This is a genomic window from Amycolatopsis cihanbeyliensis, from assembly GCF_006715045.1.
In the GTDB taxonomy this organism is placed as follows: Bacteria; Actinomycetota; Actinomycetes; order Mycobacteriales; family Pseudonocardiaceae; genus Amycolatopsis; species Amycolatopsis cihanbeyliensis.
Genome location: NZ_VFML01000001.1, coordinates 310215 through 335627, shown reverse-complemented (window position 1 = coordinate 335627; position 25413 = coordinate 310215). Strand labels below are relative to the sequence as shown.

The 25413-nt window shown below is 70.6% G+C and carries 18 protein-coding genes and 1 tRNA gene; 14 read left to right on the top strand and 5 right to left on the bottom strand.

Going from position 1 to position 25413, the window contains the following annotated elements; genetic code table 11:
• Window positions 1–14: 14 nt before the first annotated feature.
• A complete protein-coding gene (locus FB471_RS01080; RefSeq protein ID WP_141995501.1) occupies window positions 15–1838 on the bottom strand; it encodes an ABC transporter substrate-binding protein in 1824 nt (607 codons plus the stop codon).
• Between the two features lie 202 nt (window positions 1839–2040).
• Here FB471_RS01080 and FB471_RS01075 point away from each other — a divergent pair, with 202 nt between their 5' ends.
• From FB471_RS01075 to FB471_RS01045, 7 genes are all read left to right on the top strand, one after another.
• Entirely contained in the window at window positions 2041–2868 is an 828-nt protein-coding gene (locus FB471_RS01075) for a M55 family metallopeptidase (RefSeq protein WP_141995500.1), read from the top strand.
• On the top strand, window positions 2861–4177 hold the full coding sequence (locus FB471_RS01070) for a M20/M25/M40 family metallo-hydrolase (RefSeq protein WP_141995499.1): 1317 nt from the start codon (window positions 2861–2863) through the stop codon (window positions 4175–4177). The genes FB471_RS01075 and FB471_RS01070 overlap by 8 nt, the downstream gene beginning before the upstream one ends.
• Before the next feature lie 117 nt (window positions 4178–4294).
• Window positions 4295–4795: a DUF6069 family protein gene (locus FB471_RS01065; RefSeq protein ID WP_141995498.1), complete on the top strand. Its 501-nt coding sequence runs from the start codon at window positions 4295–4297 to the stop codon at window positions 4793–4795.
• A 305-nt stretch (window positions 4796–5100) separates the two neighbouring features.
• Window positions 5101–9390, top strand: a complete 4290-nt coding sequence (locus FB471_RS01060; RefSeq protein ID WP_246076185.1) for a GH92 family glycosyl hydrolase — start codon at window positions 5101–5103, stop codon at window positions 9388–9390.
• Between the two features lie 43 nt (window positions 9391–9433).
• On the top strand, window positions 9434–12688 hold the full coding sequence (locus tag FB471_RS01055) for a GH92 family glycosyl hydrolase (protein ID WP_141995497.1): 3255 nt from the start codon (window positions 9434–9436) through the stop codon (window positions 12686–12688).
• Window positions 12685–14838 carry an FUSC family protein gene (locus FB471_RS01050; protein ID WP_141995496.1) on the top strand — a complete coding sequence of 718 codons (2154 nt, stop codon included), beginning with the start codon at window positions 12685–12687 and terminating at the stop codon, window positions 14836–14838. The genes FB471_RS01055 and FB471_RS01050 overlap by 4 nt, the downstream gene beginning before the upstream one ends.
• Complete coding sequence (locus tag FB471_RS01045) at window positions 14835–15824, top strand: malate dehydrogenase (protein WP_141995495.1); 990 nt, start codon at window positions 14835–14837, stop codon at window positions 15822–15824. Before FB471_RS01050 ends, FB471_RS01045 begins: the two co-directional genes overlap by 4 nt.
• Before the next feature lie 64 nt (window positions 15825–15888).
• Here FB471_RS01045 and FB471_RS01040 read toward each other — a convergent pair whose 3' ends face one another.
• Genes FB471_RS01040 through FB471_RS01030 form a run of 3 tightly spaced genes read right to left on the bottom strand, consistent with a single transcriptional unit; the run spans window position 15889 to window position 19523 of the window.
• On the bottom strand, window positions 15889–17943 hold the full coding sequence (locus FB471_RS01040; protein WP_141995494.1) for a M3 family metallopeptidase: 2055 nt from the start codon (window positions 17941–17943) through the stop codon (window positions 15889–15891).
• Window positions 17940–18650: a histidine phosphatase family protein gene (locus FB471_RS01035; RefSeq protein ID WP_141995493.1), complete on the bottom strand. Its 711-nt coding sequence runs from the start codon at window positions 18648–18650 to the stop codon at window positions 17940–17942. Before FB471_RS01035 ends, FB471_RS01040 begins: the two co-directional genes overlap by 4 nt.
• A 33-nt stretch (window positions 18651–18683) precedes the next feature.
• Window positions 18684–19523: an undecaprenyl-diphosphate phosphatase gene (locus tag FB471_RS01030; protein ID WP_141995492.1), complete on the bottom strand. Its 840-nt coding sequence runs from the start codon at window positions 19521–19523 to the stop codon at window positions 18684–18686.
• Window positions 19524–19686: 163 nt separating this feature from the next.
• Here FB471_RS01030 and FB471_RS01025 point away from each other — a divergent pair, with 163 nt between their 5' ends.
• From FB471_RS01025 to FB471_RS01015, 3 genes are all read left to right on the top strand, one after another.
• Entirely contained in the window at window positions 19687–20652 is a 966-nt protein-coding gene (locus FB471_RS01025; RefSeq protein ID WP_170220663.1) for an aldo/keto reductase, read from the top strand.
• 64 nt (window positions 20653–20716) lie between these two features.
• A complete protein-coding gene (locus tag FB471_RS01020; protein ID WP_246076184.1) occupies window positions 20717–21817 on the top strand; it encodes a hypothetical protein in 1101 nt (366 codons plus the stop codon).
• Entirely contained in the window at window positions 21814–22038 is a 225-nt protein-coding gene (locus FB471_RS01015) for a DUF5703 family protein (protein WP_141995491.1), read from the top strand. The genes FB471_RS01020 and FB471_RS01015 overlap by 4 nt, the downstream gene beginning before the upstream one ends.
• A 58-nt stretch (window positions 22039–22096) precedes the next feature.
• Here the strand turns inward: FB471_RS01015 and FB471_RS01010 are convergent, their stop codons facing one another.
• Entirely contained in the window at window positions 22097–23419 is a 1323-nt protein-coding gene (locus FB471_RS01010) for a M20/M25/M40 family metallo-hydrolase (protein WP_141995490.1), read from the bottom strand.
• Window positions 23420–23519: 100 nt separating this feature from the next.
• Between FB471_RS01010 and FB471_RS01005 the strand changes: the two genes are divergently transcribed.
• From FB471_RS01005 to FB471_RS00990, 4 genes are all read left to right on the top strand, one after another.
• Window positions 23520–23603 (top strand) — tRNA-Leu (locus tag FB471_RS01005).
• A gap of 136 nt (window positions 23604–23739) precedes the next feature.
• The gene (locus FB471_RS01000; protein WP_141995489.1) at window positions 23740–24198 is read left to right on the top strand and encodes an AbrB/MazE/SpoVT family DNA-binding domain-containing protein; all 459 of its coding nucleotides are present in this window, start codon (window positions 23740–23742) and stop codon (window positions 24196–24198) included.
• Window positions 24195–24827, top strand: coding sequence for an IS5 family transposase (locus FB471_RS00995; protein ID WP_170220662.1), 633 nt, complete (start codon window positions 24195–24197; stop codon window positions 24825–24827). Before FB471_RS01000 ends, FB471_RS00995 begins: the two co-directional genes overlap by 4 nt.
• Window positions 24719–25318, top strand: coding sequence for an SAM-dependent methyltransferase (locus FB471_RS00990; protein WP_141995488.1), 600 nt, complete (start codon window positions 24719–24721; stop codon window positions 25316–25318). The genes FB471_RS00995 and FB471_RS00990 overlap by 109 nt, the downstream gene beginning before the upstream one ends.
• Window positions 25319–25413 lie beyond the last annotated feature (95 nt).

Here is a 25413-nt window from a genome sequence, read left to right as displayed (position 1 = left end):
AACCGCTGGCTCCCCTACTCCCGGTCCTCGACGGACTTGCCCCGCCGGGACAGCGCGACCCCGCCCACGACGAGCACGACCAGGACGCCGCCGCCGATGGCGATCCAACCGCCGGTGCCGATCCCGCCACCGTCGTCGCCGCCACCGTCGCCGGTGGCGGGTTCGGCGGGCGTGGCCCCGTAGAAGCCCCAGTAACCACTCTGCTCCATGATCTGCCCGGTCCCCGCGGGCTGCTTGGGGAACTCGGCGAACTTGTCCGAGCGGTAGGCCTCCAGCGCGTTGTCGTACTGCAGCACCACGCTCGGGATCTGCTCGTAATAACGCTGCTGCGCCCTGTGTACGATCCCGGCCCGCTTGTCCGGGTCCAGCTCGGCCCGCTGCTGCTGGTAGAGCCGGTCGTACTCGTCGTCGCAGAAGAGCGCCGGGCTACTGCTGCTGCCCGAGGCGACCGGCAGGTTGGCGCAGGTGTGCAGCGACAGCACGTAGTCCGGGTCCGGACTGGTGCCCCAGCCGGAGAACGCCAGGTCGTACTCGCCGCCCGAGCTCAGCTCGTTGACCTCGTTGTCCGAGACCAGGTTCGGGTTGACCCTGATGCCGACGTCGCCCAGCCAGCTCGAGACGTACTCGGCGGCCCGCTGGGCGTAGTCCTCGCTGGACCGGCCGAGTAGCCGCAGCTCGAGCGGCTTGCCGCCGGGGCCGACCCGCACGCCGTCCGGGCCCATCCGGTATCCGGCCTCGTCCAGCAGCGCTTCCGCCGCGGCCGGGTCGAACCCGTACCGCCCCTGCTCGCCGGGCTCCCAGTGGTACTTCTCGAAGATCGCGGGCACCACCCCACCGCCGACCTGCGCGTAGCCGCCGCTCACCTTGTCCACCAGCTCCCGCGGCTGAATCGCCATCGCGATCGCCCTGCGCACCCGGATGTCCTCCAGCGCCGGGTGACCATCGCCGATCGGCTGCCGGTCGAGGTTCCGCGCGCCGTGGTTGATCAGCAGGTCCCGGTACCGCCTGCCCACCGCCTGGTTCGTCTGGATGTTCGGATCACCCTTCAGCGCGTCGAACTGGACCGGGGTGAGCCGGTTGACGAAGTCCACCTCACCGTTGCGCAGCGCGTTGACCGCGGCCGCGGGATTCTTGAAGCTGACGAACTGCAGCTCGTCGATCTGGGCCCGACCCCGCCAGTAGTCCGGATTGGCCTTCAGCCGGACCAGCTCGTTGCGCCGGAACTCGGTGATCAGGAACGGGCCGTCGCCGACACCGACGATGTCCACCTCGTCGGTCCTCGACGCGGACATGTCCTCGACACCGGACCAGACGTGTTCCGGCACGATCGGCACGTCCAGCGCCGTCATACTGGACTGCGGTTCCTTGGTCTCGATCACCAGGGTTCGCTCGTCCGGCGCGGTGACGCTCGCGAAGTTGGTCACGTAGCTGCCGTTGGCCTCGGCCGCCTTCGGGTCATCCATGATCCGGTTGAAGGTGAACGCGGCGTCCTCGGCGGTCACCGGCTCGCCGTCGGACCAGGTCATCCCCTCACGAATGGCGAAGGTCCAGGTGAGGCCATCCTCGGAGGCCTGCCAGGACTCCGCGACGCCACCGGTCGGCGAGGTGTCCTCCGCCGAAGGGAGGGTGAGGAACTCCCAGGTCATCCGGCCGATCATCGTGCTGGACGCGAAGCTCGCGGTGAACGGGTTGAGGTGGTCGATCTCCTGGACCAGCGCTACTCGCAACACCGTTTCGTCCTGCGCCTGCGCCGGCAGGACCAAGGGACCGGCGACCATGAGCGATGTTGCCGCCGCCGCGACCGCCGCTCTGCCTCGCCGTCGACCGGTGACCCGCATGTTGACCACCACATTCCTCCCAGTGTCTTCCTCAACGCTCGCGGCGCTGCCTCGAAGCCGAAAAGTAACCACTTGTCCAAGTCGAAAGTCAACAATTCCCACCGGTCAATGCCAAGCCGTAACGTAGTCGACCCGGCCGGGCGAGCCGGTGTCAGGCTGAACAGCCCTCCGGGCACTTGCGCGGCCCGCTAGGTTGGCGCCCATGCGGATCTTGATCTCGGCCGATATGGAGGGCGCCACCGGCGTCACCTGGACCGACGACGTGGTGCCCGGCACCGAGCCGTGGAGTCGGTTTCGTGCGCTGTTCACCGGCGACGTCAATGCCACTGTCACCGGGCTCTTCGAGGGCGGCGCGCAGGACGTGCTCGTCAACGAGGCGCACTCCTCGCAGCGCAACCTGTTGTTGGAGGACCTCGACCCGAGGGCGCGCATGCTCACCGGCAGGCACAAGCCGCTGTCGATGATGCAGGGTGTCGACTCCGGCGTCGACGGTGTGGTGTTCCTCGGCTACCACGCGGGGGCCGGGTTCGACGGCGTCCTCTCGCACACCTACCTGGAGAACCAGATCACCGGGGTCTGGCTGGACGGTGTTCCGGCCAGCGAGGGCAGGCTGAACGCGGCGTTGGCAGCCGAACACGGCGTCCCCGTGCTGGTGGTCACCGGCGACGACCGGGCCTGCGCGGACGCACGCGACTACGCGCCGGAGGCGGCGATGGTGGCCGTCAAGGACTGCGTCAGCCGGTACGCGGCGATCTGCCTGCCCCCGGCACGCACCGCGGAACTGCTGACCACGGCCGCCCGCGGCGCGATGACCATGGCGGGCGCGGGCGCGGGTGACCGGACGGCGCACCGGATCGAGGTGGAGTTCGACGCGAGCCACCTGGCGCAGGCCACGTCGGTGGTGCCCACGGTGGAGCAGGTGGACGTACGCAGGGTCGGTTTCGACGCCCCGGACATGACCGAGGCGATGAAGGCATTCAAGGTCGTCACCGCGATCGCGGCAGGAGCAGTGCAGGGCAAGTATGGGTAACAGACGAGACGTGGTCGAGCTGTGCGCGGCGCTGCTGCGGTTCGACACCACCAACCGCGGCAACGGGGACGCCGCTGGCGAGCGGGACGCCGCCGAGTTCGTCGCCGGGGCGCTGGCCGGCGCCGGAATCGAGAGCAGGATCTACGAGGCCGCGCCCGGCAGGGCCAGCGTCATCGCCCGCGTGCCGGGCACCGACCCGAGCCTGCCCGCGCTGCTGGTGCAGGGACACCTGGACGTGGTGCCGGCCGACCCGGCGGATTGGTCCGTACACCCGTTCTCCGGCGAGGTTCGTGACGGCTTCCTGTGGGGCCGTGGCGCGGTGGACATGAAGGACTTCTGCGCGATGGTCCTCGCCGTGCTCGGTTCGCTGGCCGACACCGGGCGGCGGCCGCGCCGGGACCTGGTGCTGGCCTTCGTCGCCGACGAGGAGGACCGGGGCGAGTTCGGGGCACATTGGCTCGCCGCGCGGCACCGCGACCTGTTCGACGGCTGCGCCGCCGCGATCAGCGAGTCCGGGGGCTACACCTATCACGTGCCCCCGGCCGGCGGGGTCGGTGCGGACGTGCGGCTGTACCCGATCGCCACCGCCGAGCGTGGTACGGCGCACCTGCGGCTCACCGCACGCGGCCGGGCGGGCCACGGCTCCCGGCGCAACGACGAGAACGCGGTGGTCCGGCTGGTCGCGGCGCTGGAACGGCTCGCCGGACACGAGTGGCCGGTGCACCTCACCCCGACCGTGCGGGCCTTCCTCGAGCGCACCGGGGCGGCACTCGGCACCGAGGTCGATCTGTCCGATCTGGACGGAACCCTTTCCCGGCTGGGTCCGGCCGCCGCGCTGGTCGAGTCCACGGTGCGCAACAGCACGACGCCCACCATGCTGGACGCCGGCTACAAGGTGAACGTCATCCCCAGCGTCGCAACGGCCCAGGTGGACACGCGGGTACTGCCCGGAACCGAGGCGGCCCTGCTGTCCGAGGTGGACACCTTGCTCGGCCCGCATGTCGAACGCGAGTTCGTGACCAACCAGCCACCCGTGCAGGCCTCAGTGGACTCGCACTGGTTCACCGCCATGGCGCAGGCCCTGCGCGCGGAGGACCCCGAGGCGGTGGTCGTGCCGTACTGCATGGGTGGCGGCACCGATGCCAAGGCGTTCACCCCGCTGGGTATCGAGTGCTACGGCTTCGCCCCGCTGTGGCTGCCCAAGGGCTTCCCGTACCGCGCCATGGCACACGGGGTGGACGAACGGGTTCCGACCGAGGGCCTTCGCTTCGGAGCGAGGGTACTGGAACGCTTCCTGCTCGAGTGTTGAGCGAGGCGGCGAAGCCGCCACAGCGGTGCTGTATAGGCTGTTATACATTACTCGCGTTGCGAGTGGTCGCGATCACTCTTAGTGTCGGTTCAGCGGGGCCGCACGAGAGGAGCAGTCGTGACCGAATCCTCCTACTACTACGGCGGGGAGTACGACGACGCCGACAAGCCCGGCGTCAACGCACGCACGCTCTGGTTCGGCGGGCTGGCCACCGCACTGGTGGCGGCACTGACCGCGGTGCTGGCCGTACTCGTGGTCGAGGGCGTGTTCGACCTCCCGGTGCTCGCGCCGAGCAACGCCGAGGGCGCGATCGACCACGTCGGCGCGCTCTGGCTGGCGATGTTCGCGGCGATCGGGGCGCTGGTCGCCACCGCGCTGGCCCACGTGCTGCTGATGTTCGCGCCCCGGCCGATGGCCTTCTGCGGCTGGATCATCGCCCTCATCACGGCGTTCCTCGTGGTCTGGCCGTTCACCATCGCCCTGCGGCTGGAGACACAGATCGCGAACGCCGCGATCTACCTGGTGATCGGCATCGCGATCGGTTCGCTGATCACCAGCATGGCCAACCGGGCGGTACGCAGGCACCCGCAGTACCCGCACCAGTACCCGCATCAGTAGGCCGCGTCAGTAGGCACCGCCGTACGCCGGCTTGTCCGTTTTCAGCCAGGATCACACAGACTTCTTGACATCGATGTCACACGACGGCTTGTCTGCGAGGGAACAACCGGTCCCCGAGCAGAAGGCTTGGTGCGATGATGCCTCAAGAGGGTTCTGCACGATCCAGACGACGGGGGCCATCCGGAGCTTGCGGAGGATGGCTCGTGGCGCCTGGATACGACGCGAGTGACGAGCGGCGGTCGCGCCTGCGGCTGGGCAGAACCGCCTTTAGTACCAAACGCCGAGATCGGCCCCTGCTGGGCACCTTGCTGTCCGCCGCCGTCGTCTCCGGCCTGCTGGCCGCACCACCGGCCGCCGCGGCGGCCCCGGCGGCCGAGTTCTACTCTTCCTTCGAACCGGGCGAGCCCGGGCTCACCTGGGTGGACACCGTGGAGACGCTGCCCTCGGGTGGGCAGCGGGCCGAGGGGGTGAACGGCGCCGACGCCACCGACGTACCCGGCGACATCCGCGGCGAGATCACCGAGATCGAGGCCAGCGACGAGAACACCGGGGCAGGCGAGGTGGCCGAGAACCTGGTGGACGGCAGTGCCGACTCGAAGTGGCTGGCCTGGGAGCCCACCGGCTGGGTCGAGTTCACCCTCGGCGAGCCGGCCCACATCACCCACTACGCGCTCACCTCGGCCAATGACGCCGCCGACCGCGACCCCCGGGACTGGACCCTCAGCGGCTCGACCGACGGCGAGGACTGGACCGAACTGGACAGCCGGACCGACCAGTCCTTCGGCGCCCGGTTCGAGACCAAGGAGTTCCGGATCGGGCGGACCGAGGCGTACCGGCACTACCGGCTGGAGATCGACCGCAACCACGGAGCCCCGCTGCTGCAGCTTGCCGAGCTCGTACTGGCCAACGACGACCCGCCACCACCGCCGCTGCCCAACATGCGCTCCTATCCCGGCGGCGGCCCTCGGGCCGGCTACACCAGCAAGGACAAGGCGGGCTACACCGGGCAGCACGCCCTGCGCTATTCCGGCACGCACACCAAGGAAGGCCGGGGCTACTCCTACAACAAGCTGTTCGATGTGGACATCCCGGTCGCGGCGGGCACCGAGCTGTCCTACAAGGTCTTCCCGGAGTTCATCACCGGCGACCTGAGCTACCCCAGTACCCACGTCGCCGTGGATCTCGCCTTCACCGACGGCAGCTACCTCAGCGAGCTCGGCGCCACCGACCAGTACGGCTTCGCCCTCTCCCCCACCGGCCAGGGCGACGCCGACTCCCTCGGGGTGAACCAGTGGAACCTGATCCGCTCGGGCATCGGAACCGTGGCCGCGGGCAAGACCGTGGACCGCATCCTGGTCGGCTACGACAACCCGGACGGCCCGGCCTCGCTGAAGGGCTGGGTCGACGACATCCGGCTGGCGCCCGCCGAACCGGCCGACCCGGACGCGCGCCCCTCCGAGCACGTGCTGACCACCAGGGGGACGCAGTCCAACGGCACCTTCTCCCGTGGCAACAACTTCCCCGCCACCGCGGTCCCGCACGGTTTCAACTTCTGGACCCCGGTCACCGACGCCGGCTCCACCAGCTGGCTCTACCGGTTCCACGAGGCGAACAACATGGAGAACCGGCCCACCCTGCAGGCCTTCTCGGTCAGCCACGAGCCGAGCCCGTGGATGGGCGACCGGCAGACCTTCCAGGTCATGCCCTCGAGCGCGGCTGGCACCCCGGACGCGAGCCGCACCGCTCGCGCGCTGTCCTTCGACCACGCGCACGAGACCGCGAAACCGCACTACTACGGCGTCGAGTTCGACAACGGCATCCGCACCGAACTCGCCCCCACCGACCACGCCGCCCTGTTCCGGTTCACCTTCCCCGGCCGCAACGCCGGCCTGATCTTCGACAACGTGAACAACGCGGGAGGCCTCACCCTCGATCCGGCAACCGGGACCGTCACCGGGTACTCCGACGTGAAGAGCGGACTGTCCGCCGGTGCCACCCGGCTGTTCGTCTACGCCACCTTCGACCGGCCGGTGACCGCGGGCTCGAAGCTGCCCGGCGACGGCCGCGACAACGTACGCGGCTACCTGCGGTTCGACGCGGGCGAGTCACAGACGGTGACCATGCGCGTCGCCACCTCCCTGCTCAGCGTCGAGCAGGCCAGGAAGAACCTGGAACTGGAGATCGCGCCGGAGGACACGCTGGAGTCGGTGCGCGCGGACGCGCAGCGGGCCTGGGACGACAAGCTCGGCGTGATCGAGGTCGAGGGCGCGAGCGCAGACCAGCTCACCACCCTCTACTCCAACCTCTACCGGCTGTTCCTGTACCCGAACTCCGGCTTCGAGAACGTCGGTACCGCGCGGCGACCCCGGCACCGCTACGCCAGCCCGGTGTCCCCGCCCGCAGGGGAGAACACGCCGGTGGAGACCGGTGCGAAGGTCGTGGACGGCGAGCTGTACGTGAACAACGGGTTCTGGGACACCTACCGCACCACCTGGCCCGCCTACGCCCTGCTCTCCCCCGGGATGGCCGGCACGATGATCGACGGTTTCGTCCAGCAGTACCGGGACGGCGGCTGGATCTCCCGCTGGTCCTCCCCCGGCTACGCGAACCTGATGGTGGGTACCAGCTCCGATGTCGCCTTCGCGGACGCCTACCTCAAGGGCGTGCGCGACTTCGACGTCGAGGCGGCCTACGACGCGGCGTTGAAGAACGCCTCGGTCACCCCGCCGAACGACAGTGTCGGCCGCAAGGGGATGGACCGGTCGATCTTCCTCGGCTACACCCCGACCTCCACGCACGAGGGCATGTCCTGGGCACTGGAGGGCTACGTCAACGACTTCGGCATCGCGAACATGTCCAAGCGGCTGCACGAGGAGGCCCCGCCGGACCACCCGCGCAAGCGAGAGTACCTGGAGAACTACGAGTACTTCACCGAACGCGCGAAGAACTACGTGCGCACCTTCGACCCGAGCATCGGGTTCTTCCAGGGCAAGGACGCCGACGGCGGCTGGCGGGTACCCACCGGGGAGTACGACCCACGAGTGTGGGGCTACGACTACACCGAGACCAACGGCTGGAACATGGCCTTCACCGTGCCGCAGGACGGCAACGGCCTGGCCAACCTCCACGGCGGCGAGCAAGGGCTCGCCGAGAAGCTCGACGCGTTCTTCGCCACTCCGGAAACCGCCACCTTCCCCGGCTCCTACGGCGGGGTGATCCACGAGATGCGCGAGGCAAGGGACGTCCGGATGGGCCAGTACGGGCACTCCAACCAGCCCTCGCACCACATTCCCTACCTGTACAACTACGCGGACCAGCCGTGGAAGACCCAGGAACTGGTGCGCGAGGCCCTCTCCCGGCTCTACCTCGGCAGCGAGCTCGGCCAGGGCTACCCCGGCGACGAGGACAACGGCGAGATGTCCGCCTGGTACATCTTCAGTGCGCTCGGCTTCTACCCGTTGCGGATGGGCAGCCCGGACTACGCGATCGGCTCCCCCCTGTTCACCAAGGCCACCGTGCACCTTCCGGGTGGCAAGGATCTGGTGATCAACGCGCCGGACAACAGCACGGAGAACGTCTACGTGCAGGGCCTCGAGGTCAACGGCGAGCCCCACCACTCCACCTCGCTGCCGCACGAGCTGATCGCCGAGGGTGGGGTGCTCGACTTCGACCTGGGTCCGGAACCGTCCGGTTGGGGCACCGGCGAGCGGGCCGCCCCGCCCTCGCTCACCACCGGCGACGCTCCCCCGAACCCGCTGGCCGACCTGACCGGACCCGGAAAGGGCACCGCCACCGGCAGCGCGGGCTCCGACGTCGCGGCCCTCTTCGACAACCGGTCCACCACCGAGGCCGGGATCGCGGGCGACGATCCCTGGGTCCAGTACCGGCTGGACAGCGCCGAACAGCGGGCCACGTTCTACACCCTCACCTCTCCCGGCCACTCCGGTGAACCGGCGAACTGGGTGCTGAAGGGCTCCTACGACGGCGAGCACTGGGCCACCGTGGACGAACGCACCGGCGAACGATTCACCTGGCGCAGGCATACCAGGGCGTTCAAGATCAGCGATCCGGCGCACTACCCGTACTACCGGCTGGAGATCCTGGAGGACACGGCCACCGCTGGCAAACCGGCCACCCTCGCCGAGTTCGAGCTGCTCGGCAAGCCGGGGCCGGCCTGCACCAGCACCATCGACGGGCAACACAACGGCCCGGTCACGGTACGCGAGGGAGTGCTCTGCCTGACCGACGCCACCGTCCGCGGCCCGGTGACCGTCGGCACCGGAGCCGGCCTGGTCGCTCGGGGCGGCTCGATCACCGGGCCGGTGACCGCCACCGGGGCCGCCTCGGTGCTGCTGCACGGCACCGAGGTCGGCGGGCCGGTGGCGCTGACCAGGGCGTCCGGCCCGGTAGCGCTGGAGTCCGTGGACATCGGCGGCCCCGTGACGCTGACCGGGAACCCCGGACCGCTGGTCGCGGCAAGCGGTATCCGCGGCCCGCTGGCCTGCACCGCCAACGACCCGCCGCCGACCGACCACGGGCTCGCCAACACCGTCCGCGGCCCGGCCACCGGACAGTGCCGGGACCTCGCCGGATAACCGGGCGCCTGCGAGGATCCGCCCAGGCGACTACCGTGGGTGCGTGACCCGGACCGAGTTCTTCCATTCCTTCGAGGACGGCGAGCCGGCACCGGGCACCACCGGCGGCGTGGCGGTGCGGGTCGGCGCCGGGCCCGAGCGCTCGCCCACGGCCAAGCCCGGGGTCGGCTACGCCGGCCTGCGGGCACTGCACTACCGGGCGCCACCGGGCCGGGCGGGCACGACGCTGTTCGATGTGGACATTCCGGTCACCCCGGACACCGAGCTGTCCTATGTGGTGTTCCCGGAGTCGGTGCCGGAGGCGGCAGGGCCGGACTACCGTGCCACCTTCGTCGCCCTCGACCTCGAGTTCGCCGACGGCGGCAGGCTATCCGAACTGGCCGTGCGCGACCACCACGGTTTCGGCATCTCCGCGGCGGAGCAGGGCCGCGCCAAGACGCTCTACCTCGACCAGTGGAACCGGGTGGCCTGCGACCTCGGGCCGGTCGCCGCCGGGCGCACCGTGCGGGCGATCGTGCTCACCGCCTCGGCACCCGCCCCGGCCACCGGCTGGGTCGACGACATCCGTCTCACGGTCCGGCCACGCGCGGCCGAGCGGGAAGCCGTGGACCACGTCCGTACCACCCGCGGAACGCATTCCAGCGGCGAGTTCTCCCGGGGCAACACCGTCCCGGCGACCGCGGTCCCGCACGGTTTCAACTTCTGGACCCCGGTCACCGACGCGGGCGCCCTGAACTGGCTGTACGAGTACCACCGGCGCAACAATGCCGACAACCTGCCCGCCTTGCAGGCGCTCGCGGTCAGTCACCAGCCGAGCCCGTGGATGGGCGACCGGCACACCTTCCAGCTCATGCCCGGCACCGGCGAGGTCACGCTCGACCGCGCCGCGCGGGCGCTGGCCTTCGCGCACGAGGACGAGACCGACCGGCCGCACCACTACGGCGTGCGCTTCGCCTGCGGGATCACCGCCGACCTCGCCCCCACCGACCACGCGGCCCTGCTGCGCTTCCGCTTCCCCGAGCGGTCCGGCTGGCTGGTGTTCGACAACGCGCGCAACCGTGGCGGGCTGCGGGTGGACCCGGCACGGGGCACGGTGACCGGGCACACCTGGGTACGCAGCAGGCTGTCCGCGGGGGCACGGCGGATGTTCGTCCACGCCACCCTCGACCGGCCGGCCACCGGCGGCGGCACGCTGCGCAGGCCGTGCTGGCGCACGGTGAGCGGGTACCTCGCCTTCGACAGTGAGGTGGTGACCCTGCGGATCGCCACGTCACTGATCAGTCTCCGGCAGGCCCGGCGCAACCTCGAGCTCGAGATCCCGGAAGGGACGACCTTCGAGCAGGTGCGCGCGCGGGCCCGGCGGGCATGGCAGGAGCTGCTCGGCAGGGTCGAGATCGAGGGCGCGAGCCCCGACCAGCTCACCACCTTCTACTCCGGACTGTACCGGCTTTTCCTCTACCCGAACTCCGGGCACGAGAACACCGGCACGCGCGACCGGCCGCGGATCCGGCACGCCAGCCCGGTGATCCGGCGATGCCGGCCGAGCACCCGCCTGCGCACCGGCGCGAAGGTGCTGGACGGTCCGATGTATGTGAACAACGGCTTCTGGGACACCTACCGCACGGCATGGCCCGCCTACGCCCTGCTCGCGCCCGCGCGGTGTGCCGAGCTGATCGACGGGTTCGTGCGGCAGTACCGGGAGGGCGGCTGGGTGTCCCGGTGGTCCTCCCCCGGCTACGCCGACCTGATGACCGGAACCAGCTCGGATGTCGCCTTCGCGGACGCCTACCTGAAGGGCGTGCGGGGCTTCGACGTCGAGGCGGCCTACGACGCGGCACTGCGTAACGCCACGGTCACCCCACCCGACCGGCGGGTCGGGCGCAAGGGGCTCGCCGAGTCGATCTTCCTCGGGTACACCCCGGACAGCACTCCCGAAGGCGTGTCCTGGGCGCTGGAAGGCTGCGTCAACGACTTCGGCCTGGCGAACTGGTCGCGGGCCCTGTACGAGTCCTGCGGCCGGGACCACCCGCGACGGGCGGAGTACCTGGCCAACGCCGAGTACTTCGGCAACCGCGCGCTGCACTACGCGCACCACTTCGACGCCCGTGTCGGCTTCTTCGCCGGTCGCGCCGCCGACGGGTCGTGGCGGCGCTCGCCCCAGGCCCACGATCCGCTGCCCTGGGGCTTCGGGCACACCGAGACCAACGGGTGGAACGCGGCGTTCAGCGCACCGCACGACGGGAAAGGGCTGGCGAACCTGTACGGCGGCCGCGCCGGGTTGGCCGCCAAGCTGGACGAGTTCTTCACCACCACCGAGACCGGGCTGCGGCCGGGCACCTACGGCGGCGTGATCCACGAGATGACCGAGGCCAGGGACGTCCGGCTCGGCCAGTACGGGCACTCCAACCAACCCTCGCACCACATCCCCTACGTGTACTACCACGCCGGCGCCCCGGCGAAGGCGCAGCGGATCGTGCGCGAGGTGCTGGCCCGCTGCTACCTCGGCAGCGAGCTCGGCCAGGGCTACCCCGGCGACGAGGACAACGGCGAGATGTCCGCCTGGTACGTCCTCAGCGCGCTCGGGCTCTATCCGTTGCAGGTTGGCAGCCCGCGCTATGTGCTCGGTTCCCCGCTGTTCGCCAAGGCCACCCTGCACCTGCCCGGCGGGGCCGATCTGGTGATCAACGCACCGCGCGGCGGAAAGGAGGACGGCTACGTGCAGTCCGTACGGTTCGACGGCGAACCGGTGCGGGAGAGCTGGCTGCCGCACGCGCGGATCGCGGGTGGCGGCACCCTCGACATCGACCTGGGACCGGAGCCGGGCGAGTGGGGCACCGGGGAACACGCGGCCCCGCCCTCGCTCACCAGCGGTACCGCTCCCCCGGCGCCGCTGGCCGATCTGCACGGGCTCGCCCGCTGCGCGGACGGCACCGACGCGGCCGCCCTGCGCGACGACACCACCGCCACCGAGGTCCGGTTCCGCACGACCACGCCCGTGCTCGAGTTCACGGTGGAGGGCCCGCCGAGGACGGTGCGGCTGTACACGCTCACCTCCGGTGCTCGCCGTGGCGACCCGCGTTCCTGGGTGTTGGAGGGCTCGGCGGACGGTCGCGCGTGGACGGTGCTGGACGAGCGCACGGACCGGGTGTTCCGCTGGCGCAAGCAGACCAGAGCGTTCACCGTGGTCACGCCCGCGGAGTACCGGCACTACCGGCTGCGGATCACCCGGGGCAGCCGCAGGCGGATCGGGCTGGCCCAGTGGGAACTGCTGGCCGAACCGGGCGAGGGCGGGTCGTGATCCGGCGGGTGTTCGAGCGCGGCATCGACCGGCTGCTGGCCTCCGATCCCGGGCTGATCCGCCTGCGGGTGGCGGCCTCCGCGGTGCTCGGCATCGTCCTCGCGGTGGGCGCGCTGGCCCCGTTCGGGTTGCCGCTGCCGATCATGTTGATCGCGGCGATCGGCGCGATGACCGCGGCCTTCACCGTGAGTGACCCGACACCGGGCGGGCAGGCGGTCACCCTGCTACTGGGTCTGGTCGCCGGTTCGACCGCGCTCACCGCGGCGAGTCTCGGCGCCGAGACTCCCCCGCTGGACGGGATCGTGTTCGTACTGCTGATCTTCGTGGCGGTGTACGCGCAGCGGTTCGGACCACGGGGCGTCGCGCTCGGGTCGATGACCTTCTTCCTGTTCTTCTTCGCCATGTTCCTTGGCACCCACCTCGGGCAGGTGCCGGTGCTGGTGGTGGCGCTGGCCACCGGCCTCGCCGCCAACGCCCTCGTGCGGTTCGTGCTGCTGCGCAGGCGTGCGGAGCGGGAGTTGCTGGACGTTCGCCGGGCTTTCCGTGCCAGGTTGGGCGCGGTGGTGCGGGCCGCTGCGGCGCATCTTGCCGGTAGCGGCCGCGGCCCGGCCCAGCTGCGGCGGGCCGACTCCCGCCTGCACGAGTGCGTCCTGATGATCGAGGACACCGCCGAGGACGTGATCGACGCCGCGGCGGCGGGTCTGCTGCGCAGGCGCGCGATCGAGGTGGAGCTGGCCGCGCAGTGGCTGTCCGTCACCGCCCGGCGCACCACCTCCGAACGGCTCACCGCCGAACGCAGGGCCGAGCTCGTCGCGGCGTTGCGGCGGCTGCGCTCGCTGATCGAGCGGGACCCCCGCGAGCTGCCGCTGATCAGCGAGACCGCGGAGTTCAGCGAGATGCTGGTCGAGGGCAGCAGACTCGGCCGGCATGCCGAACCGGGGGACGAACTGCGCCGGGCCATCGCCGAGCTCGCGCTGGCCGATGTGAACGCGCAGCGGATCGCCGAGCGGGACTACTCCGCCGAGGAGGACCAGCAGCAGGCTGAGCCGGAACCCGAACGGACCGCGGTGTTCGCCTACGACAATCAGACCCGCTCCGCCATCCAGGCCGTCGCGGGCGGCGGGCTCGCGGTGCTGGGCGGCGAGCTCGTCTCCCCGCAACGCTGGTACTGGGCCGTGCTGACGGTGTTCGTGGTGTTCATCGGCTCCGCCACGGCCGGGGCCACCTTCGTGAAGGGCGCGCGCCGGCTGGCCGGCACCGTGGTCGGGATCTTCGGCGGGGTGCTGGCGGCGTTGCTGGCCGGTGGGGACACCCCGGCCACGGTCGCGCTGATCCTGCTGTGCGTGTTCGCGATGGTGTACACCTCGCGGGTCTCCCAGGCGTTGATGGCCTTCTTCATCACCAGCATGCTCGGCCTGCTGTACAGCCTGCTGGGCACGTTCAGCTTCGGGGTGTTGTGGCTGCGGCTGGCCGAGACCGCCGTGGGCGCGGTCGCCGGGGTGCTCGCCGCGATGGTGATCGTGCCGGTGCGCACCAGGGCGGTGATGCTGGACGACATCGCCGAGGTGTTGACGGATCTGGACGACTTCCTGCGCTCGGCGACCGCACTACTGGCAGGCACCGAGAACGTGAGCGTGATCGAGCGGTCCCGTTCCCTCGACCGCGCGGTGGCCCGGGTTCGGGCCACGATGGAACCGCTGACCCACCCGGTGAACATCAGCAGCCGCCGGGACTACGGCTGGTATGTGCTGACCACCCTGGAGACGATCGCCTTCCGGGCCCGGCACGTGGCCGCCCGCGCCCAGCCGGGCCTGCTGGCCGGCGACGAGAACCTGTCCACGCTCACCGGGCGGATCGGCCGCAACGTGGAGGCGCTGCTGGCGACGGTCCGAAACGGCGGCGGGCGGGCGCTGTCGCCTGCCGGGCGGGAGCCGCCCTGTGACGAGATCGACGACGCGGGCGGGCGCTCGGTGCTGTCCAGCCTTTCCCAGCTGGATGCCGCCGTACTCGGGCTGGGCAAGGCGTTCGACCTCGAGGTCGGCGAGGCTCAATCGGTTCAGCACGGAGTGCGCCGACACACACGATCGGCCCAGGTCAGGACCGATAGCATCCAGGGCACACATGACCCCGTCAGCAGGAGAACGCAATGACCCAAGCCCCTGTCAACGTCACCGTCACCGGCGCCGCCGGCCAGATCGGGTACGCGCTGCTGTTCCGCGTCGCCTCCGGTCAGCTGCTCGGTCCCGACACGCCGGTGAAGCTGCGGCTGCTGGAGATCCCGCAGGCCGTGAAGGCGGCCGAGGGCACCGCGCTGGAGCTGGAGGACGGCGCGTTCGGGCTGCTGGCGGGCATCGACATCTTCGACGACGCGAAGCAGGCGTTCTCCGGTGCGAACGTGGCGCTGCTGGTCGGCGCGCGCCCGCGAACCAAGGGCATGGAGCGCGGTGACCTGCTCGAGGCCAACGGCGGCATCTTCAAGCCGCAGGGCGAGGCGATCAACGCGGGCGCGGCGGAGGACGTGAAGGTGCTGGTGGTGGGCAACCCGGCCAACACCAACGCGCTGATCGCCCAGTCGCACGCCCCGGACGTCCCCGCGGAGCGGTTCACCGCGATGACCCGGCTGGACCACAACCGCGCGCTGGCTCAGCTGGCGAAGAAGACCGGCACGCCGGTCGGCGAGATCCGCAAGCTGACGATCTGGGGCAACCACTCGGCCACCCAGTACCCGGACGTCTTCCACGCCGAGGTGGCCGGCCGGAACGCGGCCGAGGTCGTGAACGACCGCACCTGGCTGGCCGAGGAGTTCATCCCGACCGTGGCCAAGCGAGGCGCGGCGATCATCGAGGCGCGCGGCGCCTCCTCGGCGGCCAGCGCCGCCAGCGCCGCCATCGACCACGTGTACACCTGGGTGAACGGCACGCCGGAGGGCGACTGGACCTCGATGGCGGTGCCCTCGGACGGCTCCTACGGCGTGCCGGAGGGCCTGATCTCCTCCTTCCCGGTGACCACCCGGGACGGCCGCTACGAGATCGTGCAGGGCCTGGACCTCAACGAGTTCTCCCGCGAGCGCGTCGACGCCTCGGTCGGCGAGCTGACCGAGGAACGCGAAGCCGTCCGCTCCCTCGGCCTCGTCTGAGACCTGGTGTGTGTGTTCCGTTCCGTGCCAAAGATGCACGGAACGGAACACACACACCAGCGGGCTAACCGGTGAGGTTGCGGCGGCGCAGCAGCGGGGCGATGTCCGGATCGCGGCCGAGGAAGGCGCGGAACGCCGCCATCGGGTCGACGCTGCCGCCCCTGCCCAGCAGCTCCCGTCGGAAGTGGTCGCCGTTCTCCCTGGTCGGGCCGCCACGCGCGCGGAACCACTCCACGGACTCGGCGTCCAGCACCTCGCTCCAGATGTAGGAGTAGTAGCCCGCCGAGTACCCACCGCTGAAGATGTGCGCGAAGTAGGTGCTGCGATATCTCGGCGGCACCGCCGGTAGCGCGACCCCGGCCTTCGCCAACGACTCCGCCTCGAACCGCTCGACCTCGCCCGGCTCGATCCGCTCCCCCGGCTCGAGCGCGTGCCAGGCCTGGTCCAGCAGGGCGGCGGCGAGGTACTCCGTGGTGTGGAAGCCCTGCCCGAAGGACTGCGCCGCGCGCAGCCGTTCGGCAACCTCGCCCGGCAGCGCCTCCCCGGTGCGATGGTGCCGCGCGTAGTTGGCAAGGACCTCGGGCCACAGCGCCCACATCTCGTTGACCTGGGACGGGAACTCCACGAAGTCCCGCGGCACGTTGGCGCCGGAGAACGTCGGGTACCGCACCGCGGACAGCAACCCGTGCAGGGCGTGCCCGAACTCGTGGAACGCCGTGGTCACCTCGTCGAAGGTGAGCAGGGTCGGCTCCCCCTCGGGCGGCCGGGCGAGGTTGAGGTTGTTCGTCACCACGGGCCGCTCGCCCAGCAACCCGGACTGCTCGACGAAGTTGTTCATCCACGCGCCACCGCGTTTGGTGTCCCGGGCGTAGTAGTCGCCGAGGAACAGGCCGAGCCCGCTGCCGTCGGCCTCGAACACCTCGAACACCCGCACCTCGGGGTGGTAGACCGGCAGGTCGTGCCGCTCCACGAAGGTGAGCCCGTACAGCAGCGTCGCCGCGTGGAACACGCCGTCGACGAGCACCCGCTCCAGTTCGAAGTACGGCCGCAGCTCGGCTTCGTCGATGTCGAAGCGCGCCTTGCGGACCCGCTCGGCGTAGTACGCCCAGTCCCACGGCCGCACCTCGAACCCGGCGCCCTCCGCGTCGACCCGCCGCTGCAACTCGGCCTGCTCGGCCGCGGCGTTGGCGGCCGCGACCGGGGCCAAGCGGTGCAGCATGTCCCGCGCCGCCTCGGCGGTGCCCGCGGTCTCGTCGGCGATCACATAGGAAGCGTGGTCCGGGTATCCCAGCAGGGCCGCCCGCTCCGCCCGCAGGGCCACGATGCGCGCCAGCACCCCGGTGTTGTCGTACTCGTTGCCCCGGTTGGCTCTGGAGGTCGAGGCGGTGAACACCCGCTCCCGCAGGCCCCGGTCGGCCAACGAGGCCAGCAGCGGCTGGGCGGTCGGCAGCGCCAGGTTCAGCACGTACCCGCCGTGCTCGCCCCGGGTCTCGGCCGCCCGCGCCGCCGCGGCGACCGCGTCCGCGGACAACCCCGCCAGCTCATCCTCGCCGGTGACCAGGACGGCCAGCTCATTGGTGTCGGCGAGCAGGTTGTCCTGGAACCGCGTGCTCAGCTCGGACAGCTCGGTGTTGAGCTCGCGCAGCCGCTCCTGCTCGGCCGCGTCCAGGCCGGCGCCCGCTCGCCGGAACTCCAGGTGGCACCGGTGCAGCAGCCAGTCCGACTCGGCGTCCAGGCCCAGTTCAGCCCTTCGGCCTGCCAGGTCCTCGATCCGCTCGAACAACCGCCGGTCGAGATGGATCGTGTCCTGGTGCGCGGCCAGCAGCGGCGCCACGGTCGCCCTGATCTCCCGGATGCCCTCGGTGGCGTGCGCGGAGGTCAGGTTCGCCAGCACCAGCGAGGCCCGCCGCAGCAGCCGGCCGGAGCGCTCCAGCGCGAGCACGGTGTTCGCGAAGCTCGGCGGCCGCGGGTTGGCGGTGATCTCGGCCACCTCGGCGAGCTGCTCGGCCATCCCGGCCTCGATGGCGGGCAGGAAATGTTCCTCGGCGATCCGGTCGAAAGGCGGCAGGCCGTAGGGCAGCTCGCTCGGTGACAGCAACGGGTTCGCCGCGTTCGTCATGTTCCGCCTTCCCGTCCGGTGGAACCTCCGATCGCCGCGTCGGAGGAGCCCTGCTGTTCGTCCGCACGTGGCTTCTCCGGCACGATGCCGGTCAGATCGGCGCTGTGGTCGTTCGTCCGCAACACGAACGGCCTGGTCTCGGTGTAGCGGACCACCGAGACCGAGGCCGGGTCGACCACGATCCGCTGGAAGGAGTCCAGGTGCTGCCCGAGCGCGTCGGCGAGCACCGCCTTGATCACGTCCCCGTGGCTGCACAGCAGCCAGACCACGTGCTCACCCTCCTGCTCGGTGAACCGGGCGTCGTGCTCGCGTACCGCGGCGACCGCGCGCGCCTGGACCGCGGCGAGCCCTTCCCCTCCGGGGAACACCGCGGCCGAGGGGTGCGCCTGCACCACGCGCCACATCGGTTCCTTGACCAGGTCCTTGAGTTCCCTCCCGGTCCACTCGCCGTAGTCGACCTCGGCCAGCCTCGGCTCCGGCACGGGCGTCAGGGCGCGCGCCGCCGCGAGCGGGGCCACCGTCTGCTCGCAGCGCAGCAACGGCGAACTCACCAGCCCGGCGAGCGGAACCCCTTCCAGCCGCCCGACCAGCGCTTCGACCTGCGACCGGCCGGTGTCGTCCAGCTCGATCCCCGGCGTGTGCCCGGCCAGCACTCCCGAACCGTTCGCGCTCGAACGGCCGTGCCGCAGCAAGATGACGGTGCCCACGACCGCCACCCTACGGTGTCCCCCGGGCGGTGGTCAGTCGCCGACCGGCCCGGCCTCCGGATCCAGCACCCCGGTGAACACCAGAACCAGCAGCAACGCGCCCAGCCCGAGCCGGTAGAGCACGAACGGCACGAAGGTACGCCGCTTGATGAACGCCATCAGCCAGGCGATCACCATGTACCCCACGCCGAAGGCCACCACCGTCGCCAGGATGGTCGGGCCCCAGGACGGGCTGTCCGCACCACCGATGTCGGTGAGCTTGTAGAAGCCCGAACCGAGGACCGCGGGCACGGCGAGCAGGAAGGAGTACTCGGCGGCGTCCGCCCGCTTGTAGCCGAGCAGCAGGCCGCCGGTGATCGTCCCACCGGAACGCGACACGCCGGGGACCAGGGCGAGGGCCTGCGCGAACCCGTACCCGAGGCCGTGCGGCACGGTGAGCCGGTCCAGGTCGCGCTCCTTGCGACCGACGTGGTCGGCGATCCACAGCAGGATGCCGAACACGATCAGGGTGGTCGCGATCAGCCGCAGGTCCCGGAAGGCATGCTCGATGTCCTCCTGGAACAGCAGGCCGAGCACCACGATGGGCAGCGAGCCGACGATGATCAACCAGCCCACCCGCGCGTCGGGGTCGCTGCGGTACTCCGGCTTGTACAGGGAGAAGAACCAGGACGCGAGGATCCGGCCGATCTTCTTGCCGAAGTACAGGATGACCGCGAGTTCGGTACCGATCTGGGTGACCGCGGTGAACGCCGCACCCGGGTCGCCCCAACCCGCGAAAGCCGCGGTGATCCGTAGGTGGGCGCTGGAGGAGATCGGCAGGAACTCGGTGAGGCCCTGGACGAGACCGAGGACCAGCGCTTCGAACCAGCCCATGTCAGGCCATCACCGCCGAGCGGCCGCGGTGTTCGATATTCAATCCCAATCGCACGGGCGCTGACCCTATCGGGTGCACGATCTTGCCCTCACGCGCCTCACCACCGGGGCATGAGCGCCGGTCGCGGTGGCTGTCACGGAGCGTCCGGCTAGGCTCGGGCGCATGCAGAAGCGGCAGCTCGGAGCGTCCGGCCTGCGAGTGTCCAGGATGGCACTCGGCACGATGTCCTGGGGCAGCGACACCGACGCGGAGGAAGCGGCCAACCAGCTGGTGACCTTTGTGGACGCCGGTGGCACGCTGGTGGACACGGCGGACATCTACGCCGAAGGTGAGAGCGAGCGGCTACTGGGCTCGCTGCTGGGCGATCTGGTGCCGAGGGACGACGTGGTGCTCGCGACCAAGGCGGTGGCCCGGCGCACCGAAGGCCCGTTCGGGGGTGGCGCATCCCGCGGGGCCCTGCTGTCCGCGTTGGACGGTTCGCTGCGCAGGCTCGGGGTGGAGCACATCGACCTGTGGCAGCTGCACGCGTGGGACGACAGCGTGCCGCTCGAGGAGACGCTGTCGGCGCTGGAGTTCGCCGTGCGCAGCGGCAAGGTGCGCTACACCGGGGTGTCGAACTACGCGGGCTGGCAGTTGGCCACGGCGGCCGGCCGGTCGAACGGGCCGCCACTGGTGTCCACCCAGGTGGAGTACTCACTCCTCGAACGGGGGATCGAACGCGAGGTGTTGCCTGCCGCCCGGCATCACGGGATCGGGCTGCTGCCCTGGGCGCCGCTCGGGCGGGGTGTGTTGACCGGGAAGTACCGGTCCGGCACGCCGGCCGACTCGCGGGGCGCCTCACCGGCCTACGCCGGGTACGTCGAGCAGCATCGCACCGAGCGCGCGGCGCGGATCGTGGAGGCGGTCAGCACCGCAGCCGACGGTCTCGGCACCTCGCCGCTGGTCGTGGCGCTGGCCTGGGTACGGGACCGGCAGGGTGTGGTGGCTCCGGTCGTGGGCGCCAGGGACACCGGGCAACTGACCGGGTCGCTGGCCGCCGAGGAGCTCACCCTGCCGCCCGCGATCAAGGCCGCGCTGGACGATGTCAGCGCGATCGAGCTGGGCTACCCGGAGCGGTGGCCGCGCTGAGGGGCGAGCGGGTATCTCGTGACGAGCAGGTGACAGGGACGTGACGGAGTGGGGTTTGTAGGGGATGCTGGGAGGAACGGTTCGTGAACGGCCTTCGGGAGGTTCTGCGCTGTCGGCACCGACACCCGCTGGGCGCCGGTTCACCGGTTCGCCGGTAGCGGCGCCGCTGGTCGGCGCGCTGGTGGCGGCGTTGCTCGCCGGATGCTCCTCCGGCAGCGGCGGGGTCGAGGACGATCTGCAGGTGGTGGACAACCCGGTCGCGGCGACCCCGGTGCCCTCGCCCGCCGTCTCGGTCCCGCCGGCGGGCACGGTGCTGAAGCCCGCGGGCGACGTGGTCGCGCTGGCCACGGATCCGGCCACCGCGACGCTGGCCGTCGCGGTACGGGAACCGAGCTCGGTGCTGCTGTACGACCTCGGTGACCTGGACGCGGAGCCGCGGTCGGTGCCGCTACCCGGGGGCGCCGAGCAGGTGGCCGGGGTCGAAGGCGGGCTGCTGGCCAGCATGCCCGGTGCGGGCGCCGTGGCCAGGATCGCGTTACCCGAGGCGACCGTGGAGACGGTGCCCCTGGACGGTGCGCCGGTGTCCGCCGTGCGGCGGGGCCAGGACACCCTGGTGGCGCTGCCGGACCGCAAGGCGATCGAGGTGCTCGTCGGCGACGAGGTGCGCGGCACGGTGACCGGGCAGCTCTACAGTGCCGACGAGGTACTGCTCGCCGGGGACGAGGTGCTGGTGCTGGACCGGCTCCGGACGGCGCTGTTCGACGTGGACCTCGGGGCGCGGAAGGTCGGTGAGGGCCTCCGGGCGGGTGACGGGGTCGCGGGCGCCGCGGTCGATTCTTTCCAGCGGGTGCTGACCACCGACGCGCGCGGTGGGGCGTTGCTGGCGTTCTCCACCGACCCGCTGCTGTTGCGCCAGCGCTACCCGGTACCGGGCGGTGTGTTCGGCATCGCCGTCGATCGGGAGCGGGACCTGGCGTGGGTCACCCTGACCGAACGTAATGAAGTGGTTGGCTTCGACCTTCGCGGCGGGGAGCCGACCGAGGAGTACCGCTTCCCCACCGTGCGCCAGCCGAACTCGGTTGCCGTCGACGACCGGACCGGCCGGGTGGTCGTCGGCTCGGCGGCCGGAGAAGGGACACAGGTGATCCAGGTGACCGAGCCATGACGTCGAACGAGGTGGTGGTCGACGAAGACTGGGAGTACCGCCGGCTGCAACTGCCACCCGGCGTGTCCCGTCTCTCCGCCGCGCTGCAGCTGTCCATCCAGGCGGAGTTCGCCGGATGGGAGCTGTCGAACGTGCGGCTGTACTCCGACGGCACACGCCGGGTGTGGCTGCGCCGCAAGCGCACCCTGGCGGCGGCCGGCCTGCCCGGCGTGATCGTGTAGGCGTTACTCGGAAGGCGTCCACCCGAGGTGGTACGTGGCGCGCGCTGCTGAACGCTGACTAACTGGAGCGCAGGAAGCGGTCGAGCACGCGGGTGCCGAAGCGCAGGGCGTCCACCGGCACCCGCTCGTCCACCCCGTGGAAGAGGGCGGAGAAGTCGAGCTCGGCCGGCAGTTTCAGCGGGGCGAACCCGAAGTTGCGGATGCCGAGCCGCTGGAAGGACTTGGCATCGGTGCCGCCGGACAGCATATAGGGCAGGGTGTTCGCACCGGGGTCCTCGGCGACGACCGCGCTGGTCATGGCGTCCACCAGCGCACCGTCGAAGGTGGTCTCGACCGGCGGCAGCTCCATCCACTCACGCTCGATGTCCGGGCCGAGGATCTCGTCGAGTTCCTCGTTGAAGGCGTCCAGCCTGCCGGGCAGGATGCGGCAGTCCACGGCGGCCTCCGCCGTGGACGGGATCACGTTCGACTTGTAGCCGGCCGTGAGCATCGTCGGGTTGGCCGTGTCCCGCAGGGTGGCGCCGATCATGCGGGAGATGTTGCCGAGCTTCGCGACCGCCCCGTCCAGGTCATCCTCGGGGAAGTCCCAGCCGGTGATCTCGGTGACCCCGGCGAGGAACTCCCGTACCGAGTCGGTGAGCACCAGCGGGAACTGATGGTTGCCGAGCCGGGCCACCGCCTCGGACAGTTTGGTGACAGCGTTGTCACGATGAATCATCGAGCCGTGCCCCGCGGTCCCCCGCACTCGCAGCTTCATCCAGCGGATACCCTTCTCCGCCGTCTCGATGAGATAGGTCCGGACATCGTCCTTCAAGGTGATCGAGAAGCCACCGACCTCGCTCACCGCCTCGGTCGCCCCCTCGAACAGCTCCGGCCGGTTGTCCACCAGCCATTGCGCGCCGTAGGAACCGCCTGCCTCCTCGTCGGCGAGGAAGGCGAAGATGAGGTCCCGCGGCGGCACGATGCCGTGTCGCTTGTAGTGCCGGGCCAGCGCCAGCGTCATGCCGACCATGTCCTTCATGTCGACCGCGCCCCGCCCCCACACGTACCCGTCCTGCACCGCGCCGGAGAAAGGGTGCACGGACCACTCGGAAGGGTCAGCCGGCACGACATCCAGGTGACCGTGGATCAGCAGCGCCCCCCGGCTCGGGTCCGCCCCCGCCAACCTGGCGATCACGTTGTGCCGGTCCTTGCCCCCCGACTCCACATAGGTGATCTCGTAGCCGACATCGGTAAGCTTCTCCGCCACGTACTCGGCCGCCGCCCGCTCCCCCACCAGAGTCTGCGGGTCTCCGGTGTTCGTGGTGTCGATGCGGATGAGCTCGCTGGTCAGCGCCACTGCCTCATCGGCTGCTGTATCGATCAGGTTCGGTTCGGTCACCCCGCCTTCCTACCATCCCCATAACGCACACCCACGGCGCTGGTACCAGCAGGCCCCCGTTCAGCCCCGGTCGACGATCAGTTACTCTGTTTCCCAGCAAGTCCGAGTGGCGGAATGGCAGACGCGCTAGCTTGAGGTGCTAGTGCCCGTAAAGGGCGTGGGGGTTCAAGTCCCCCCTCGGACACAAAAACCGGTGAGATTTCCCCAACGAGTTCCGTACCGTTGGTCGTCGCGTTGTCACACTGCGCGACGAGTCTCCCTCCGTCTGGCCCGTGACGCGGCGGCCATCCGCCCACTGCCGAGGAGGCGGGGTGGTCGCCATGACTGACCGCCTGGTGACCGCGCTCGTACCGCCGGTTCAGGCCCGGGCCACCACGTCGGCCCCACCACCCACGCCGACGAACCCGCCCCCGCTGGCGACGCTGGTCCGGCGGGACACCCTGCAGTACGGCATGGGCCGCATCGACGCCTCCGGCCGGGTCTCCGACAAATCCCTCCTGCGCGCACTGGGCTGGCGTCCGGGACAGCGCCTGGGCGTCACCGCAGTCGAGCAGGCGGTCGTGGTATTCCCCGACCCGGCGGGCGTGTTCGCCGTCTCCCACACCCACTACGTGGTGCTACCCGCCCCGGTCCGCCGCCGGTGCGGCTTCCGCCCCGGCGACCGCGTCCTGCTCGCCGCCGACCCCGACCACCGCGTCCTAGTGGTACACCCGACAGTCGCGCTGGACCGCATGCTGATCGCCTACCATACCTCCCTGGCGGGAGGTAAAGAGCGATGACCACCCAGTTCGCTGACGAGCCCGCCGGACCCAACGAGATCGAAGCCGCCCGGCTCTTGCTGTCCCGCATGGGTGTGGATCCGGCTGATCTGCTGACCGCCCCGGAGGCCCGGCCCGAGCCGCCTGACCATGCGATCGGTCGTTCCCGCGGCGGCTGGAGCACGAAGGTGCACCACCTCGTCGATGGCAACGGCCGACCGCTGGCGGCGTTGGTCGGTCCTGGCCAGGCCGGGGACGCACCGATGTTCCCGCACCTGATGCGGCATCTGCATGTCGCGCGCCTCGGACGCGGTCGAGCTCGCACCCGGCCCGAGCGTGTCCGCGGCGACAAGGCCTACTCCTCAAAAGCGATCCGCGGACACTTGCGCGACCGCCGCATCACCGCCGTGATCCCCGAGCCGACCGATCAGGCTGGGCACCGCAAACGCCGCGGTTCCCGCGGCGGACGCCCACCCGCCTTCGACTCGGTCGATTACCACCGCCGCAACGTCGTCGAACGCCACTTCAACCTGCTCAAGCAATGGCGGGGCCTGGCTACTCGCTACGACAAACTCGCCATCGTCTACCGCTCCGCGGTCGTCCTCCACGCCATGATCACCTGGACAAAGGCATTGTCAGACACGCCTTAGGCCTCGGCCTCCGCCGGCCCAGCGTCGCGCGCGTCTACGACTACTACCTCGGCGGCGACGCCGCCTACAGCATCGACCGCGACTTCGCCGACAACGTCTTCGTCGGATTCCCCATGCTCCGGGACATCGCCAAAGCCAACCGCGTCTTCCTGCACCGCGTCGTGCGCCACCTCGTCCGCCGCGGCATCACCCAGTTCATCGACATCGGCTCCGGCCTGCCCACCATGCAACCCGCCCACCAAGTCGCCGACCACCTCGCCTCGCCCCCTGACGAACAGACCAACAGGCCGCCAGGTCGCTGGGGCTCCTCCTGCCAGACAGAGTCGCACGGTAGGGCAGAATTCGCCACCACGCCGAGGCCGAACACGGCCTGCTCCGCTACATCGACGGTTGGTACAACCCCGCGCCGGATCCAAGCCAGCCTCCACGAACTGTCCCCCGACGAGCACGAAGACGCCTACCTTCGCGCCCAAGGCGACACCCACAGATAACCCGAACTCCGGACAACCGGGCGAAGCTCAGTGCCCAACACAGCGAGGCCTTGCGTCACCGACGAACCAGCATCTGATCAATGAATGACGTCTTG